The organism is Pantoea sp. EA-12 (genome assembly GCF_030053355.1).
Taxonomy (GTDB): domain Bacteria; phylum Pseudomonadota; class Gammaproteobacteria; order Enterobacterales; family Enterobacteriaceae; genus Pantoea; species Pantoea vagans_C.
The window spans coordinates 1-16,524 of the sequence record NZ_JASGBY010000016.1; the positions used below are offsets into that span (position 1 = coordinate 1).

At 54.8% G+C, this 16,524-nt stretch carries 9 protein-coding genes; 3 read left to right on the forward strand and 6 right to left on the reverse strand.

Annotated features, from left to right (window positions below):
• Window positions 1–166: 166 nt before the first annotated feature.
• The 6 genes from QMZ30_RS20365 to gltP form a co-directional block, all read right to left on the reverse strand.
• Complete coding sequence (locus tag QMZ30_RS20365; RefSeq protein WP_283228757.1) at window positions 167–6,250, reverse strand: autotransporter outer membrane beta-barrel domain-containing protein; 6,084 nt, start codon at window positions 6,248–6,250, stop codon at window positions 167–169.
• Window positions 6,251–6,869: 619 nt separating this feature from the next.
• A complete protein-coding gene (gene murP / locus QMZ30_RS20370) occupies window positions 6,870–8,309 on the reverse strand; it encodes a PTS N-acetylmuramic acid transporter subunit IIBC (protein WP_283228758.1) in 1,440 nt (479 codons plus the stop codon).
• The gene (murQ, locus tag QMZ30_RS20375) at window positions 8,309–9,220 is read right to left on the reverse strand and encodes an N-acetylmuramic acid 6-phosphate etherase (RefSeq protein WP_283228822.1); all 912 of its coding nucleotides are present in this window, start codon (window positions 9,218–9,220) and stop codon (window positions 8,309–8,311) included. The genes murP and murQ overlap by 1 nt, the downstream gene beginning before the upstream one ends.
• Window positions 9,221–9,629: 409 nt before the next feature.
• Complete coding sequence (locus QMZ30_RS20380) at window positions 9,630–10,037, reverse strand: type II toxin-antitoxin system HicB family antitoxin (protein ID WP_283228759.1); 408 nt, start codon at window positions 10,035–10,037, stop codon at window positions 9,630–9,632.
• Window positions 10,038–10,157: 120 nt separating this feature from the next.
• Complete coding sequence (locus tag QMZ30_RS20385) at window positions 10,158–10,391, reverse strand: type II toxin-antitoxin system HicA family toxin (RefSeq protein WP_349306838.1); 234 nt, start codon at window positions 10,389–10,391, stop codon at window positions 10,158–10,160.
• A gap of 136 nt (window positions 10,392–10,527) precedes the next feature.
• Complete coding sequence (gene gltP / locus QMZ30_RS20390) at window positions 10,528–11,829, reverse strand: glutamate/aspartate:proton symporter GltP (RefSeq protein WP_039336186.1); 1,302 nt, start codon at window positions 11,827–11,829, stop codon at window positions 10,528–10,530.
• A gap of 582 nt (window positions 11,830–12,411) precedes the next feature.
• Between gltP and acs the strand changes: the two genes are divergently transcribed.
• The 3 genes from acs to actP all read left to right on the forward strand — a co-directional run bounded on the left by acs (window position 12,412) and on the right by actP (window position 16,520).
• Complete coding sequence (acs, locus tag QMZ30_RS20395; protein WP_058969647.1) at window positions 12,412–14,367, forward strand: acetate--CoA ligase; 1,956 nt, start codon at window positions 12,412–12,414, stop codon at window positions 14,365–14,367.
• A 174-nt stretch (window positions 14,368–14,541) separates the two neighbouring features.
• Window positions 14,542–14,871: a DUF485 domain-containing protein gene (locus QMZ30_RS20400; protein ID WP_283228761.1), complete on the forward strand. Its 330-nt coding sequence runs from the start codon at window positions 14,542–14,544 to the stop codon at window positions 14,869–14,871.
• Entirely contained in the window at window positions 14,868–16,520 is a 1,653-nt protein-coding gene (actP, locus tag QMZ30_RS20405; protein WP_039336192.1) for a cation/acetate symporter ActP, read from the forward strand. The genes QMZ30_RS20400 and actP overlap by 4 nt, the downstream gene beginning before the upstream one ends.
• Window positions 16,521–16,524: the final 4 nt, after the last annotated feature.

Genomic DNA, 16,524 nt, shown 5'->3' on the forward strand with positions numbered 1-16,524 from the left:
ATGGATGTTCCATCGGCACCGGTCCGTTAAGGCAGACGAGTGAAGTGAAGGCACCGCGTAGCGGCGCGAGGACCGCCAGCCCCGGTGCGGCTCCAGACGGCGTTATCGTCAGTCGTTTAACTGAAAAACATTACGCCATTGATGACGACCACATAGTCAGACTCAGTTAAAACTGCCACCTTACACCCAAGTTGTAGCGCCAACCTTTGGCCCCGTTGCCGTTGATCTCTTTACGGTAATCAGCTTCGGCATACAGCGACACATCCTTATGCAGCGTGGCGGTGCCGCCTGCGCCCACTTCCCACATCTGACCAAAGTGACCGCTGGTGAAAGTCGCCCCTAGCGCAGGGTTATCCACTGAAGAAACGTTGGTCTCTGCCGTACCGCCCCAGCCTTTGTAGAAATTCGCGCGCAGATAGGGGGTGTACTGGCGTTGACTGTCATCCGTCCAGGTGCGATCGAGCCGTGCGCCCAGCCGTCCGATGGTCTGGTTGTAATCGCCGTAACGCACTTTATTGCCATCCTGATCGGTAAAGTCATTCATGTTGAGCTTCATGTACATCAGCTGCGCCTGCGGTTCCAGCTTATAGCCATCGCCCAAGTCGAACGGATAGCCACTCTCCAGTGAGGCGGTCCAACCATGCGCCTTCAACTTTGCCTCTTGCTGCTGTCGCGCAATGGCGGTTTCGCCGCGATGCCAGTCAAACGAGAGCACGCCGTCCAGATAGAAACCGCTTTGACGCTGCCAGGTGCCGTAAAACGCCAGGCTATCGCTGTCAAAAGTGGTGCTGCTGTAACCATCCGCCGCATCTGGGCGAATACGAGTGTTACCGCGCGTGTAGGCCAAGCCACCGCGCAGGCTGTCTTTCTCCCCGTCGAGGCGTAAGAGGTTACCGCCCACCTGCACTGCACTGTAATCCAAATCAAAGTCGTAACCGTAATCAGTGAAACGCTGGTCACTTTTGTATTTCAGATTTGAACCGATATAGCGCAGGAACATCTCGCCGCCCTCGCCCTCTGGCCGCGTCTGCTCATGGCGTAATTCGCCGAGACGTTTATGCAGATCGTCGATGATCGCTGAGGTGTAATACGCCAGCCCGACCGGTGCAGAGATATACGAAGGTACCTGCGGCACCACGGCGGCGCGCGCATCGTAGCTTTTGCCACTGCCGAACGCATCGGTGATAAAGGTCGATGGGCAGCTGGCGCCATCTTCACAGACGTAATAATTTGCCAGTCGATAATCCCAGTAATTGTTGCCGCTACCGCTGACCAGACGCTGGCTGGGGTCAGTGCTGCCCGGCGCAAAGGTGTAAAGCCGATACTGCCACGGCCCGGCACCGAGATAGCCGTCTTTCAGTGCAAAGCTCTCCGGGCTGGCGTTACCTGCCACCTGGGCCAGCGATATCCCTTCGTTGCCTTCAATGCCGCCGTTGCGGTTGAGATCGGTGAGCGCCCCAGTACTGCTGTCCGTCAGTTTCACATTCACCAGCGTGGTGCTGCTGGCGTTACCCGTCACGTTGAGATGGTCAGTGAACTGGTTGCTCAGTGCGCCCCCCTCGTTGAGGTCGGTGATCAGGTTAAGCTGACCACCGCTGGATGCCAGTGAACCGTTGATATTGAGCGTGTTGCCTGGCGAACCTGCGCCGTTGGTCAGATCCAACGTCCCCGCATTATTCACCGTGAGTGAGTCCGCTGTGCCGCCTGCCAGCGTCGGGTGCACATTATTACCGGCGTACAGTGTCGAATCCGCGTCCACATTGATGGTGCTGTGTGCCAGCTTGAGGTTATCGGTCAACGTCCACTGGGTGCTGGCGAAGTTGATGGTGCTCCAGCCGCTGCCGAGATTCACCCCTTTGTTGAGATCGTCTGCACTAAAGCTGCCACCGCGTGAATCAATCTGGTTGAAAGTCAGGGTGTTTCCGGTGCCACTGCCGCTGGTGAGGTGATAGGTCGTACCCAGATCAACGTTGCTGACTTGCGCGCTGTTGTTGTTGTCATTCCCCATCGTCAGGCTGCCGTTAAGCGCGCCGCCCGTCCAACGAAATAGATCCGATCCGCCGCCGGGATTGATATCGCCGCGCACCTCACCTTCGGTCAACAACACTTCATCATCGGCATTGCTTCCGGCCACCGCCACCGTCTGAGGATTGGCCGTAATGATCGATCCATAGTTCTCAAATATGGTTTTACCGCCGCGCAAATCCACCACCGGGGACGTCAGGCTATTGGAGGTAAAAGTACCGGTATTAGTGATGGTGCCCGCCGTGCTGGAAACCAGTGCCGAGCCGCCCGCCGGGTTATCAATATTCACGTCTGCGGCAGTGGTCACATTGCCGCTGGTGTTGGCGCGGATCCCTGTGCCGCCTGCGCCGGTCACATTGAACTGATAGCCCGATCCCAGCGTTAAATCGCCGCGGGTGGTCGATCCATCCGCATTGGCGATGTTCAGCCCGGTGCCGCTGCCCGACACATTAGTGGTCACGGTGGAGGCGGGATCAAAGGCCACGGCAGTGCGGATCCCGTTGCCGTTGCCGACGTTAAGGGTGAGATTGCTCAGGCTGACATTGCTGAGTTCTGCGCGGTTTTCAATACCGTTGCCGCTGCCCAGCACGTTAACCGTGGCATCGCTGGCGCTCAGTGCGGTCGCACCGGTATCCAGCAAAATGCCGTGCGCATTGCCGCGCGTGGTGATCACCGTGTCACTGCCGGTGAGGGCTAACTGTGCGCCATCACTGATGCGCACGCCCGCTGTGCCGTTATCCACGTTGATCACGCCGCCCTTTGCCAGGGTGCTGCCGCTGCCGGAGACATCCAGCCCGGTGCCATTCGCCACATTCACCGTGCCGTTGTTGGTTAAGGTGCTGCCGGCACGCGAACGAATGCCGATGTTACTGCTGCCGGTGAGATTCACCGCACCATTGTTCACCAGCGCGGCACCGTTGGTGACATCAAAGCCGATGGCATTGCTGCCTGCTCCGCTGAGATTGCCATTACTGGTCACAGTAGTAGGTGCCGAGCTGCCATTCAGCGTATTGCTCAGGTCAGTGCGCAGATTGTTTACCAGCACCCCCACCGTATTACTGCCGCTGAGATTGAGCGTGCTACCGCTGTCCAGGGTGGCAGCTGCGCCCCCTTCAACACGCACCGCGGTGCTGCCCTGTCCGCTGGCGGTGAAGCGGGCATTGGCGCTGTTCAGGCTGCTGCCACTTCCCGAAACGATCACACCCGTGCTGTTCACGCCGCTGGTGGTCAGTGCCGTTGGGCTGCTAAAGCTCAGGGCTGCACCATCATCAATGCGATATCCGGTGGAGTTTTGCGTGTTCACATCCAGTGCGTTCGCTGCCGAGTTGATGCGTGAACCACTGCCTGCGGCGTGGTACGCAATCTGATCGGTATTATTGAAAATCGGCGCGGATCCTGCCGCAATATTCACCTGCGCGCCATTGACCGCCTCTGCGCCTATCGCGCCCGTGCCGTTAAGGTTCAAGGTGCCGCTGTTGAGATTGGCAATGGCCCGGCTGCCGCTGGCGCTGACACCCCGGCTACGATTCGTGGTGCTGCCACCGTTGACATTGATGTTGCCGCTGTTATTGGCGGTGGTATTCGCCGTGCTGCCGCTGCTGTTGACCGCAATACCGGTACCACCATCATTGATGCTGATGTTACCGCTGTTGCTGCCAGTGGCACCGCTCTCTACCCGAATACCGGTGGCGTTTGCCCCGCTGAAATTGATGTCACCGGTGTTGTTGAGTTGCGCACGATTGCGCGCCAGATAACCGATCAAGCCGGTTTGTGATGAGCTGAGTGCGGCGGCTGAACTCAGGCGGGTGCTGGTAACGGGAGCACCACTGTTACTGCCCGCCAGGGTATGTTTTTGTCCATCCACAATCGCGCCGATGGCATTGTTGCCGGTCAGATTGATGGTGGTGTCATTGTCGATCGTGCCAGTGGCACCGCCTTCAATATTGACGCCCGTAGCACCAGCGCCGCTGACATTAAGCGTGGCGTTGCGCGTGTTCACCTCCGTGCCCCCCGTGCCGCTGCCATTCACCGCCACCGAACCCGCGCCCGAAGCGGTGAGAGACAGGTCGGTACCATCAAAATCGGCACCCTGCTCGACGCGGAACAGGGTTGAATTGGCGGTGGTGACATTGAAGGGATTATTGCCCGCGACGTTGATCAGCGCATTGGGGCCATAGGCGAAGAAGGCGATCTGATTGCTGCCATTGCTAAAGGAGGGAATGGCATTTGCCGCCACGTTCACCGTGGCATTGCCGCGCGCATGCACGCCAATCGCGCCGTTACCACTGAGGTTCACCGGACCATCAATGTCTGCGCTGGCTTGGCCGGTTCCCTGACCTTCAACCCAGACGCCAAAGTTGCGCGTTCCGCTCGCCGGATCGGCCCCACCCGCAACGTTAATGGTGCCCGTGGAGTTGGCCGATGCGCTGTTGCCGTTGGTCGCCACCACTTTCACACCGGTACCGTTGACGCCGTTGAGATTGATGGTGCCGCTATTGTCGATATTCCCGCTGCTGTTGGTCACCGACATGCCGACGTTTTCACGCGGTACCGTTGCTGCAGCACCGTTCACATCAATGGTACCGGTGTTCAGCATCGTGACATTGTTGGCCCCCGAGGCCGACATGCCCGCTGCGTTCTGTACTTTTGAACCGATAACGATGGTGCCGTTGTTAGTGGCGCTGCCGTTGGCCACCAACGCGATGCCACTGGTCAGGCCGCTCTGATTCATCGCCGTATCCGCGACGTTATCCGTCAGGCTGTTCTGTGGGCCCCGGCCGATATAAATCTGCCCATCGGCCGTATTGGTAAACGTGGACGTCGGGGTGGTCAACAACACCCCAGAGGCGGTACCGCTGGCACTGGAACCATTAACGCCAACGTTGATGTTGCCGCTGTTGTTGGAGGTGGCGTTATCCTCCAACCGAATCCCCGCCACACCGTACTGCGAATTGCTGCCGGTGGTGGCCAGGTTGACGATGCCATTATTGTTGAACTCACTGCCGCTCTGCACTAGCACGCCGTTGGCACCATAGCCGGTAGAGCCAATGCCGGTACCATCCTGACGATTCAGGAAACCACCGTTAATCACGCCGGTGGCGCTGGTGCTGCCGTTGCTGCCGCCCGCCAGCACCAGCGCCGTACCGTTGTTAGCTATCGTGCCTCGGCTGGCGAGCTTGCCATCAATCACCGCCTGCGCACCATTTGAAGCTTTAATTGCGCCGCCCGTCGAGCCGACCACCTCCAGCGTTTTACCCGCCGCCAGATTGACACGCGCGTTTGCGCCATCGGCATTCACCACGATGCGATTGCCTATCGGCTGAGTCACTTCATCCGGGGGCGTGGCGCTGACGTCGTAAACGATATTGCCGTTGGTCACGGTGACGGCCTTGTTGAAGTCGGCCAGATAGTTGGCTTTATCGAGATTGCCCGATTGCAGTTGGCTGATCAGCCAGTTGTTATAGGTTTGCAGCTCACTGGCGCTGGTGACGGAGAAGGTCTGGGTGGCGCCATCCAGCGTTTGCACGCTGAAACTGCCTTTATAAGTCGCGAGATTTTGCACCTGAAACGTTTGCGTGGCTCCTGCGCCGTCAGGTGTGGCGGCAGTGCCAAAGAAGCTGATGCGATTGTTGGAATTCCAGTTCAACGTGCTGTCGCTGCCTACCTGAAACAGCGTGGTCTGTTTGGCGGCCATGCTCCAACTGTTGGTGCTGGCGCTGCTAGCCGCGTTAGGCTGGCCGATGTTCACATCAAGTGAACCGCCATTAGAGACATCCGCGACCCGTGCGTTGATGTATTGATCACCGTTCACATTCACCACATCGGGCACGGCAGTGTCTGAGGTCACGGGCGCTTGTGCCACCAGGCTGGCGGAGTTGTAAACCTGGAAGGTCGTATTACCGCCTGTAGTGGGATCAGGCACCGTAATAGCAAAGTTCTGCGGCCCAGGATTGAGGCGCGTCTGGTTGAGGAACTGCGCACCCGAGGTGATATTCACCTGAGCCAGGCTTGAACTCACTGAACCGTCGGTACCCGGTGCAAAATCCGGGTTACCGGTCAAGGTTTCGCTCGTGCCACTCACATCAATATTCTGCTCGCCAAAGAGGTTGTCATTGACCTGCGGTGAATAGCTCCCCAATGTTATCGCTTGTGCACTGATATAGGGATAAAACAGTGCCTGTGCCGCTAATATTCCGATGGCGATCGGATTTAATTTGAACTTCATACTTCCTCCGGTGGGCGTGCAGCGTCCACGCTGTTATTGCAACAGCGTTAAATTCATCGCGAGGGGATAAAGCGGCAGGAATAACACCAACCCCGATAAGCAATTAATTTCTGAGAACCACTGTGTGAAGAAAGTACGGCGCAGCGAAAAAAGAGAAAGAACTGTTGTTATAGATTAATTGGCTTTAGGTATAGACTTTTCTGCCATGAGAAGCAAAAGGCAATTGCAGCTAACCTATTGTCACAAAGAGGAAATAAATGTGAGGCGGGATAAATTATTGGCAATATTTAATTCCGGAGATAATCAATTGTTAGCGCGCTAAGTTATTAATAATATCTTTATTTTTCTTTAGCGTTTTATTTACGATTGGCACGGCAAGACGCAGGCCTTACGTGCCAAGGTAAACGATACGGCGAAATGCAAAAGTGTGATATGCGTCACGTTTCATTGGCGCAAATCAGGCACTCCTGAAGCGGCATGATTTATCGCACATCCTTTCTTCGAGGCCAAAAGTGCGCACCCTACGAAAACCGCGCACGATCGTCGCAGGGTTGCCATTCAGGCGGCCATAAAGCGCTTAACTGACAAACCTAATGCCATAACTCGCGCCGCTAAGGGATTAACTCAGATCCACATCCTTGCTGCCCGCCCACCAGGTAAAGGCAAAGCCGCCGACCCACGCGACGATTAACCCCACCAGATACACCGCCATCCCGGCAAAGATACCTTGCGATGAGGTCATCAAAGGCAGCGTCACTAATCCTGATGGGCCAAACACGGTATTCATCCCCACTGGCAAGCCCAGCCATGCCACCAGCCCAATGAAGAATCCGCCCAGTGCACCGCCACAGCAGGCGGTAATAAACGGCTTCAAGCGCGGCAACGTGACGCCATAAATCAGCGGCTCACCGACACCTAACAAGCCGGGGACAATCGCCCCTTTGATCTGTTTTCGCAGCAATGAGTGTTTATCAGCTTTACACCACAACGCGATGGATGCACCCACTTGCCCGGCTCCTGCCATCGCCAGAATAGGGAATAATGAGTTGAAGCCTTGTGTTTCCATCAGTGCGAAATAGACCGGAATAAAGCCTTGATGAATACCGAACATTACCGCAATTAAAAACAATCCGGCCAAAATGGCGCAACCGAACGGATTGTTATTCAGATGGATAAACAGCCACGACATGCCCTTAAATAACTCACCGCCGATGGGCATAATCACCATAAAGGTCACCGCGCCGGTAATTAATAACGTGAGTAATGATGTCAGGATCATATCGAGATTATCCGGGATAATCTTACGCAGCTGTTTCTCGACCCATGCACCAAATATGGCAGCCAGTAATACGCCAATAATATTACCGCGCGGGTCAATCGCCATGCCAAAGAAATCCGACATGCCACTGTAATATCCCACCGTGGCTTTCGGCACATAGCCCAGCACAAACAGCGAGGCGATAATCGCGCCATTCACGCCGGACCCGCCAAACGCTTTCTGCGCGTTGTAGCCAATCAGAATGCTCAGGAAGGTGAACAGCCCCTTGCCAAACACTTTCATGTAGGCCACGGTATCCAGCAGCCACTGCGCATGATCGCCCGGCTGATTGAGATGAAATATCTGCTCAATCAGCGTTGCAAACCCCAGCAGCAAACCGGCGCCAATAAAGCCGGGAATGAGTGGGGTAAAAATGGTGGCAAAACAAGAGAGAAAACGGTGCAGCGCGCTGGTCTGTTTCGCTTTCATTTGCTGTTTCTGCGCCGCCGCAATCTGACTTAGGTCGCCTGCTGCAGCGGGCTCACTGCTGTTCAGTAGCAGCTGCATTTTCTCTGCCGCCGTTTGTGCTTTGCCGGGGCCGAGCACAATCTGCAGTTGCGCATCACTGTCAATCACACCCAGCACACCGGGCAGCGTTTTCAACCGCGCGTGATCCACCCGTGATGCATCCGCCAGCGTCAGACGCAGACGCGTCATGCAATGACCACACTGCACCACATTCGGTGCGCCACCCACCGCCAGCAAGATATCCTGCAATAAACCTTCGGTGATGGCGGCCATTATTCGGCTCCTGCTTCACGCAACGCACGACGAATGAAGCCGCTGTTCTGGTTGAGCAGCGCTTTAGCCTCGCTGGCATCCAGCCCCGCCAGCACCATCACGATCGCTGTTTTACAGTGCCCCTGACACGCGGTCAGCGCCTGCTGTGCGGTGGCATCATCGCAGTCAGTGGCTTGCTTGACGATATTGATCTGGCGCTGTACCAGCTTTTGGTTGGTGGCTTCGACATCCACCATCAAGTTGCCATACACCTTGCCGCTGCGGATCATCGCACCGGTGGTCAGCATATTGAGCACCAGCTTCTGTGCCGTGCCCGCTTTCATCCGCGAAGAACCCGTCACCACTTCCGGCCCGACCACCGGCGTCAGTGCGACATCGGCGGCTTGTGACATCGGGCTATTTGGGTTGCAAGTCAGAGCAGCGCTGAATGCGCCCTGCTGTTTCGCATAGGCCAATGCGCCCAGCACGTACGGCGTGCGCCCGCTGGCAGCAATACCGACCAACACATCATGGGCATGGAAATCGATATCCTTGAGATCCTGCGCACCCTGTTCGTGGTTATCTTCCGCATTTTCCACCGCCTGCAATATTGCGGTGCGGCCACCCGCAATCAGCCCCACCACCTGCGAGCGCGGCGTGCCGAACGTGGGCGGGCATTCGCTGGCATCAAGAATGCCCAAACGGCCAGACGTACCGGCACCGCAGTAGACTAAGCGGCCACCTTTACTGAAGGCCAGGGTGATGGCATCCACCACTTGTGCAATCTGCGGGACGATTGCTTCTACCGCCAACGCCACTTTCTTATCTTCGTCATTGATGACGCGTAGCATCGCTTCGGTGGAGAGTTCATCAATATTCTGGCTTGCGGGGTTACGGCCTTCGGTGATCATCTGGCTGAGGTCGATTTGCATCATGCACTCCTGTGAAAGAATAATTTATTCTGAAAACTATACACCATTTAGAATTGTTAATTCCTTCCGGGTAACACCGATTTTTGTGATTCTGCGCAAGCGGGTATAAAAAAACCGCCAAAAGGCTAATGCTCAAGTTAAGCGACTGACGATAACGCCGTCTGGGGCCATGACGCCTCTGCTGCACCCTCAGGGTTATCCGCAGCGCGGAGACTTTTACGTTGGGTCAGGAGCCCCACGCGGGGAGGCGTGGGGCAGTTCGCGGCCGACCATGGAGCGTCATCCGCGAACGGCCCGTTTGTAGTGGCGGCAGAGCCCGCACAGAAAAGAAAGGCCACTTATTAATAAGCAGCCTGAGTTCTTAACTGACAAGCATTACGCCAAAAGGCGGGTTTAGCTTAGTGCGCCGTTAATGGTGACCTGCGAGTTCTCTGCGCGCTAACTCAGCGAGAAATCCGCTACGTGATGCGTATTCACGATGCGATTCGACATAACTGTCTATTTTACTGAGTAAATTCTGAGGCAGGGTGATATTCAACTTTACCGCTTTTCCCTCGTAGCGACTTAAATCAATGTCGACAAATGCCCAGAATCCACCTTGACAGGTCTCATCCTGGATGTGGGTTTCAATGTCTACAGTTTTAGGGATGGGCTTACCCGCATCAGCTAAAGATTCTACATGCACGTCGATAGCGCTAAAGGCATCATTTAATGCATCGTCTATGCTTCTGCCGGCAAAAAAACATCCCTCTACATCCGGCACAAAACCTGACCAACTGTTGTCTTCTGTCTTATGCAGGTAAACGGGGAATCTCATGGTGAATCCTCACAAAGAATGAATATTTAAATACCCATTGAAGGCAAGAAATCATTGCAATGCCTGCTACAACTGCCATTGCTAATATTTCCAAATTGGGGGCCAAGCCCCCGTATAGTTTCAGTCCATTAACTTCAATAGCTTATGTAATGTTCCAGTTGCCAGGTCTTTTTCAGGATGAGGAAGTGAAATGTGATAAGGCTTATCCGCCCTCACAAACACATGATGACTTCCTTTCACGCGGTCCAGTATCCAACCACGATCCAGCAACATCCTGATCAGCTCCCTGCTGCTCAATGAAACCTCCTGAAATCTCCTGCGTTCATAATATACCCACCATACCCACAAAAACAAAAATTAAGTGGTTATGGTGGGTATTAATTTAAGCAAGAATGATGCACCGGAAACTACAAGATTGAGCTTGAATTGCATTAAAAAACCCGCCAAAAGGCGGGTTTAGATAATGACACCGTAATGGCGACCTAAGGCATTAACTGGCTTTTTGCGTGCGCAGTTGCAGCTCGTAAGCCTCGGCTTGCTGGGTGTCGAACTGGTTTTCCCAGCGCGCGATCACCAGCACCGCCAGTGCGTTACCTATCACGTTCAGTGCGGTACGCGCCATGTCCATGATACGGTCAACACCGGCGATAAACGCCAAACCTTCCAGCGGAATACCGACGCTTCCCAGGGTTGCCAACAGTACAACAAATGACACGCCTGGCACGCCAGCGATCCCTTTTGATGTCACCATCAGCGTCAGCACCAAGATGATCTCATCGGTCAGCGACAGGTCGATACCATACAGCTGTGCGATAAAGATCGCTGCAATGCTCTGATACAGCGTTGAACCGTCAAGGTTGAACGAATATCCGGTTGGCACCACGAAACTGGTGATGGCTTTTGGCGCACCGTAGGCTTCCATTTTCTGCATGATGCGTGGCAGCACGGTCTCAGAACTGGAGGTGGAGTAAGCCAGAATCAGCTCATCTTTCAGAATGCGCATCAACGTAGTAATCCGCAGCTTACAGAAGCGCGCCACGCCGCCCAGCACCACAAAGGCAAAGAACAGAATCGCCACGTAAACCAGTAATACCAACTTGGCCAACGGATAAAGCGAGGCAAAACCAAAGTTGGCAATGGTCACCGCAATCAGCGCAAATACACCCACCGGCGCATAACGCATGATCATGTGCGTCACTTTAAACATGGTTTCAGAAATCGAACGGAACACGGTGACCAGCGGATCGCGATGCTCAGATGGCAGCGCTGATAAGCCCATACCAAACAGTACCGAGAAGAAGATGATCGGCAGCATGTCACCCTTCACCAATGAGGCAAAGATGTTCTGCGGGATCAGCGACAGTATGGTCGTCACCAGGCCGTGAGGGGCGCCTTGTACCGCTTCGGTTGTGGCTTCGTATTTAGAGATGTCCACCGTTGCCAGCGTTGACATATCAATGCCGCTGCCGGGTTGGAATACGTTGGCCAGCGTGATGCCGACCACAATGGCAATGGTGGTGATCACTTCAAAATAGATGATGGTTTTGACACCAATACGTCCGAGTTTTTTCGCATCACCGACGCCAGCAATGCCGACAATCAGAGAGGAAATCACAATCGGCACCACAATCATCTTGATCAGATGAATGAAAATGTCGCCTGCAGGGGTGAGAATGTTAGTGATTAACCATTCACGATCGTCTGGCTGATTATGCAGCACGGTTCCGACTACGATGCCGAGAATCAAGGCAATCAAAATTTGCCAGGCAAGGGTGAGCTTAAAACCTTTCATAACGCGTTATTTTCCTCAGTAAAAACCCCTTTGCTCTGCTGCGATGGTGCAGAAGAATTGACACACAGGGAAGTGAGCAAAAGCCCGATAAAATAGAGGGTTATATTGGACTGCATCCTATACCACTGTGCGCGGCATTTTGCGCCTGCGCGATGATGCAGCCTGAGTGGATACCTGCTGAACAGGGGCGAGATAAGTACCATTTTCACTGCGGTAATTGCAACCCCTGGGGACTTAGCGTAATTCGTATGCAGGTGAGTAGCATAAAATGCTGACATTTACTTTTAGTCATAACTCGCTGTTATGAAAAGTGTTAATTCGATAATTTTCCGCATAGCTATTCAATATTGGGCAAAAAACCCTCCGGCGCGTTTGCTGATTATTTAACCAGCGACAATCTCTGATTCTGCGAAAAGCAACAGATTGGGTCTCATTTGTTTCGGTGATGAACAGTATGAATTCAGGCACATTTCAGGCATACAAAAGGTCGTGATCCAGACTACAAAACAGAAACAAAGCCAGGTCGCGCTCTTTAATTAACCTTTGATTGACATATGATTAACATCTTCAAGGAGGTCAGCCATGAGCCAAATACATAAGCATCCTGTACCCGCTGCCGTCGCAGCGAATGCCCTGATTAACGCCGATCAGTATGCGGCGCTGTATCAACAATCGGTTGACGATCCCGACGCCTTTTGGGGTGAACAAGGCAAAATCCTCGACTGGATTAAGCCCTACAGCAAGGTGAAAAACACCTCATTTGCCCCAGGCAATATTTCGATTCGCTGGTATGAAGACGGTGCGCTGAATCTCGCCGCCAACTGCCTTGATCGCCATTTACAGACGCGTGGCGATCATCCCGCCATCATCTGGGAAGGCGATGACGCCAGCGAAAGCAAAACCATTACGTTCCGCGAACTGCATGGCGATGTATGCCGCTTTGCCAATGTGCTGCTGAGCCTTGGCGTGAAGAAAGGCGACGTGGTCGCCATCTATATGCCGATGGTGCCAGAAGCGGCAGTGGCGATGCTGGCGTGTGCGCGCATCGGTGCCGTGCATTCGGTTATCTTCGGTGGCTTCTCACCCGAAGCGGTCGCCGGTCGCGTGGTCGATTCCAACGCCAAACTGGTGATCACTGCCGATGAAGGGGTGCGCGCAGGACGCAGCATTCCACTGAAGAAAAACGTCGACGATGCGCTAAATAACCCAAGCGTCACCAGCGTGAAAAACGTGGTGGTGTTTAAGCGCACCGGTAAAGACACCGGCTGGCGCGAAGGACGCGATCTGTGGTGGCATGATCTGGTGGCCAAGGCCAGCGATCAGCACGAACCAGTGGCGGTCGAAGCCGAGCATCCGCTGTTTATCCTTTATACCTCTGGTTCCACCGGTAAGCCCAAAGGGGTACTACACACCACTGGCGGCTATCTGGTGTACGCGGCCAGCACCTTCAAATATGTGTTTGATTACCATCCAGATGATGTGTACTGGTGCACCGCCGATGTGGGCTGGATCACCGGTCACAGCTATTTGATTTACGGCCCGTTAGCGTGCGGTGCCACCACCCTGATGTTTGAAGGCGTGCCAAACTGGCCGAAACCGAGCCGCATGGCGGAAGTGGTCGACAAACATAAAGTGACGCTGCTGTATACCGCGCCAACCGCCATTCGCGCCCTGATGGCCGAAGGCGATAAAGCGATTGAAGGTACCAGCCGCAGCAGCCTGCGCATCATGGGATCGGTGGGTGAGCCGATTAACCCGGAAGCCTGGGAGTGGTATTACAAAAAGATTGGCGACAGCCGTTGCCCGATCGTGGATACCTGGTGGCAGACCGAAACCGGTGGCTTCATGATTACCCCACTGCCAGGTGCGATTGAGCTGAAAGCCGGCTCCGCGACCAAGCCGTTCTTTGGCGTACAGCCCGCGCTGGTGGATAACGAAGGCAATCCGCTGGAAGGCGCCACAGAAGGCAACCTGGTGATCAACGACTCCTGGCCAGGTCAGGCGCGTACGCTGTTTGGCGATCACGAGCGCTTTGAACAAACCTACTTCTCCACCTTCAAAAATCGCTACTTCAGCGGTGACGGCGCACGCCGTGATGAAGATGGCTATTACTGGATTACGGGCCGCGTCGATGACGTGTTGAACGTCTCTGGCCACCGTCTCGGTACCGCTGAGATTGAATCGGCGCTGGTGTCACATCCGAAGATTGCAGAAGCTGCCGTGGTGGGTATTCCCCACAGCATTAAAGGCCAGGCAATCTATGCTTATATTACGCTGAACCACGGCGAAGAGCCGTCGCCAGAGCTGTATACCGAAGTGCGCAACTGGGTACGTAAAGAGATTGGCCCGATTGCCACGCCGGATGTCTTGCACTGGACTGACTCGCTGCCGAAAACCCGCTCCGGCAAGATTATGCGTCGTATTCTGCGCAAAATCGCCGCAGGCGATACCAGTAATCTCGGCGATACCTCAACGCTGGCCGATCCGGGCGTGGTTGAGAAATTGCTGGAGGAGAAACAATCCATCACCATGCCTTAACCGGCATCGACGCGACGGAGAGTGTCAGCCTGTCCACGGCAGGCTACTCTCCGTCACCCCCTCCTTACGTCGTACGCTTTTCACCATCGCACAACCTTACATAATTATAAAATTCAGAAAGATAAATCACTTAACCGTGAGTTATCTGCCTGCCTTTCCTCTGGAGAAACTGTGATGAACGAAGCACTAAATCAACAGGAAGCAGTCTGGCAACAAATCGAGAGCAATCCGCGTTTTCAGGAACTGGTGCACAAACGCCAGTCCTTTGCGCTGCTGCTCAGTATCATCATGTTGGTGTTATACGTCGGCTTTATTTTGCTGATTGCCTTCGCCCCCGGCTGGCTGGGTACGCCGCTACACGAAGGAACCAATGTCACGCGCGGCATCCCGATTGGTGTCGGCTTAATCGTGGTGTCATTCGTGCTGACGGGCATTTATGTCTTGCGTGCCAATGGCGAGTTCGACCGCCTGACGAAGCAGATCCTGAGCGAGGTGAAATCATGAAGCGCCTGTTTTCCGCGTTATTAGCGATTGTGCCCGCCAGCGTATTTGCCGCCGATGCCATTACCGGTGCGGTGCAAAAACAGGCGACCAACTATGAAGCCATCATCATGTTCGTGGTGTTTGTCGCAGCAACACTCGGCATCACCTACTGGGCCTCAAAACGCACTCGCTCACGCAGCGATTACTACACCGCGGGGGGCAACATCACCGGCTTCCAGAACGGCCTGGCGATGGCCGGTGACTTTATGTCTGCGGCATCCTTCCTTGGCATTTCCGCCTTGGTGTATACCTCTGGCTACGACGGGCTGATCTACTCACTTGGCTTCCTTGTTGGCTGGCCGATGATTCTGTTCTTAATCGCAGAACGCTTGCGTAACCTTGGGCGCTACACCTTCGCCGATGTGGCTTCGTATCGCTTACAGCAAAAACCGATTCGTACCCTCTCCGCCTGTGGCTCATTAGTTGTGGTGGCGCTGTACCTGATTGCGCAGATGGTTGGCGCGGGCAAACTCATCCAGTTGTTGTTTGGTCTGGATTACCACATCGCGGTGGTGCTGGTCGGTATTTTGATGGTGATGTATGTGCTGTTTGGCGGCATGCTGGCCACCACATGGGTGCAGATCATCAAAGCGGTATTGCTGCTGTTTGGCGCCAGTTTTATGGCCATTATGGTGATGAAAGCCACCGGATTTAGCTTCAATACGCTGTTCACCGAAGCCATGGCCGTCCACCCGAAAGGCGCGGCGATTATGCAACCCGGTGGTTTGGTGAAAGATCCGATCTCAGCACTGTCGCTTGGCCTGGGGCTGATGTTCGGCACCGCCGGTTTACCGCATATTTTGATGCGTTTCTTCACCGTGGCGGATGCGCGTGAAGCGCGTAAAAGCGTGTTCTGGGCCACCGGCTTTATGGGTTACTTCTACTTCCTGACCTTTATTATCGGCTTTGGCGCCATTCTGCTGGTGGGAGCGAATCCCGCCTTTAAAGATGCCAGCGGTGTACTGATTGGCGGCACCAATATGGCGGCGGTCCATCTGGCGAACGCGGTCGGCGGCAGTCTGTTCCTCGGCTTTATCTCGGCAGTGGCCTTCGCCACGATTCTGGCGGTGGTGGCGGGTCTGACGTTGGCGGGGGCTTCGGCGGTTTCGCACGATCTTTACGCCAGCGTGATCCGTAAAGGTCAGGCGACCGAACGAGACGAACTGCGGGTATCGAAGATTACCGTGCTGGTGCTTGGTGTGGTGGCAATTGTGCTGGGCATTGCCTTTGAGAAACAGAATATCGCCTTTATGGTCGGTCTGGCGTTCTCGATTGCGGCCAGCTGTAACTTCCCGATCATTTTGCTGTCGATGTACTGGTCAAAGCTGACTACGCGCGGCGCAATGGTGGGTGGCTGGCTGGGGCTGATCACGGCGGTGGTACTGATGATCCTCGGACCGACCATTTGGGTACAGGTACTGGGGCACGCCAAGCCGGTTTATCCGTATGAGTATCCGGCGCTGTTCTCCATGATTGCAGCGTTTGTGGGCACCTGGCTGTTCTCGATTACCGATCATTCTGAACAGGGTGCGCAGGAGCGTGCACGCTTCCGCGGACAGTTTATTCGTTCACAGACGGGAGTGGGGATTTCGCAGGGGAAAGCGCATTAAGAAA

Excerpts from the sequence above, each read along its gene's own strand:
- QMZ30_RS20365 (WP_283228757.1), bottom strand. The coding sequence starts at position 6,250 with ATGAAGTTCAAATTAAATCCGATCGCCATCGGAATATTAGCGGCACAG.
- murP (WP_283228758.1), bottom strand. The coding sequence starts at position 8,309 with ATGGCCGCCATCACCGAAGGTTTATTGCAGGATATCTTGCTGGCGGTG.
- acs (WP_058969647.1), top strand. The coding sequence starts at position 12,412 with ATGAGCCAAATACATAAGCATCCTGTACCCGCTGCCGTCGCAGCGAAT.
- QMZ30_RS20380 (WP_283228759.1), bottom strand. The coding sequence starts at position 10,037 with ATGAGATTCCCCGTTTACCTGCATAAGACAGAAGACAACAGTTGGTCA.
- actP (WP_039336192.1), top strand. The coding sequence starts at position 14,868 with ATGAAGCGCCTGTTTTCCGCGTTATTAGCGATTGTGCCCGCCAGCGTA.
- murQ (WP_283228822.1), bottom strand. The coding sequence starts at position 9,220 with ATGCAAATCGACCTCAGCCAGATGATCACCGAAGGCCGTAACCCCGCA.
- QMZ30_RS20400 (WP_283228761.1), top strand. The coding sequence starts at position 14,542 with ATGAACGAAGCACTAAATCAACAGGAAGCAGTCTGGCAACAAATCGAG.
- gltP (WP_039336186.1), bottom strand. The coding sequence starts at position 11,829 with ATGAAAGGTTTTAAGCTCACCCTTGCCTGGCAAATTTTGATTGCCTTG.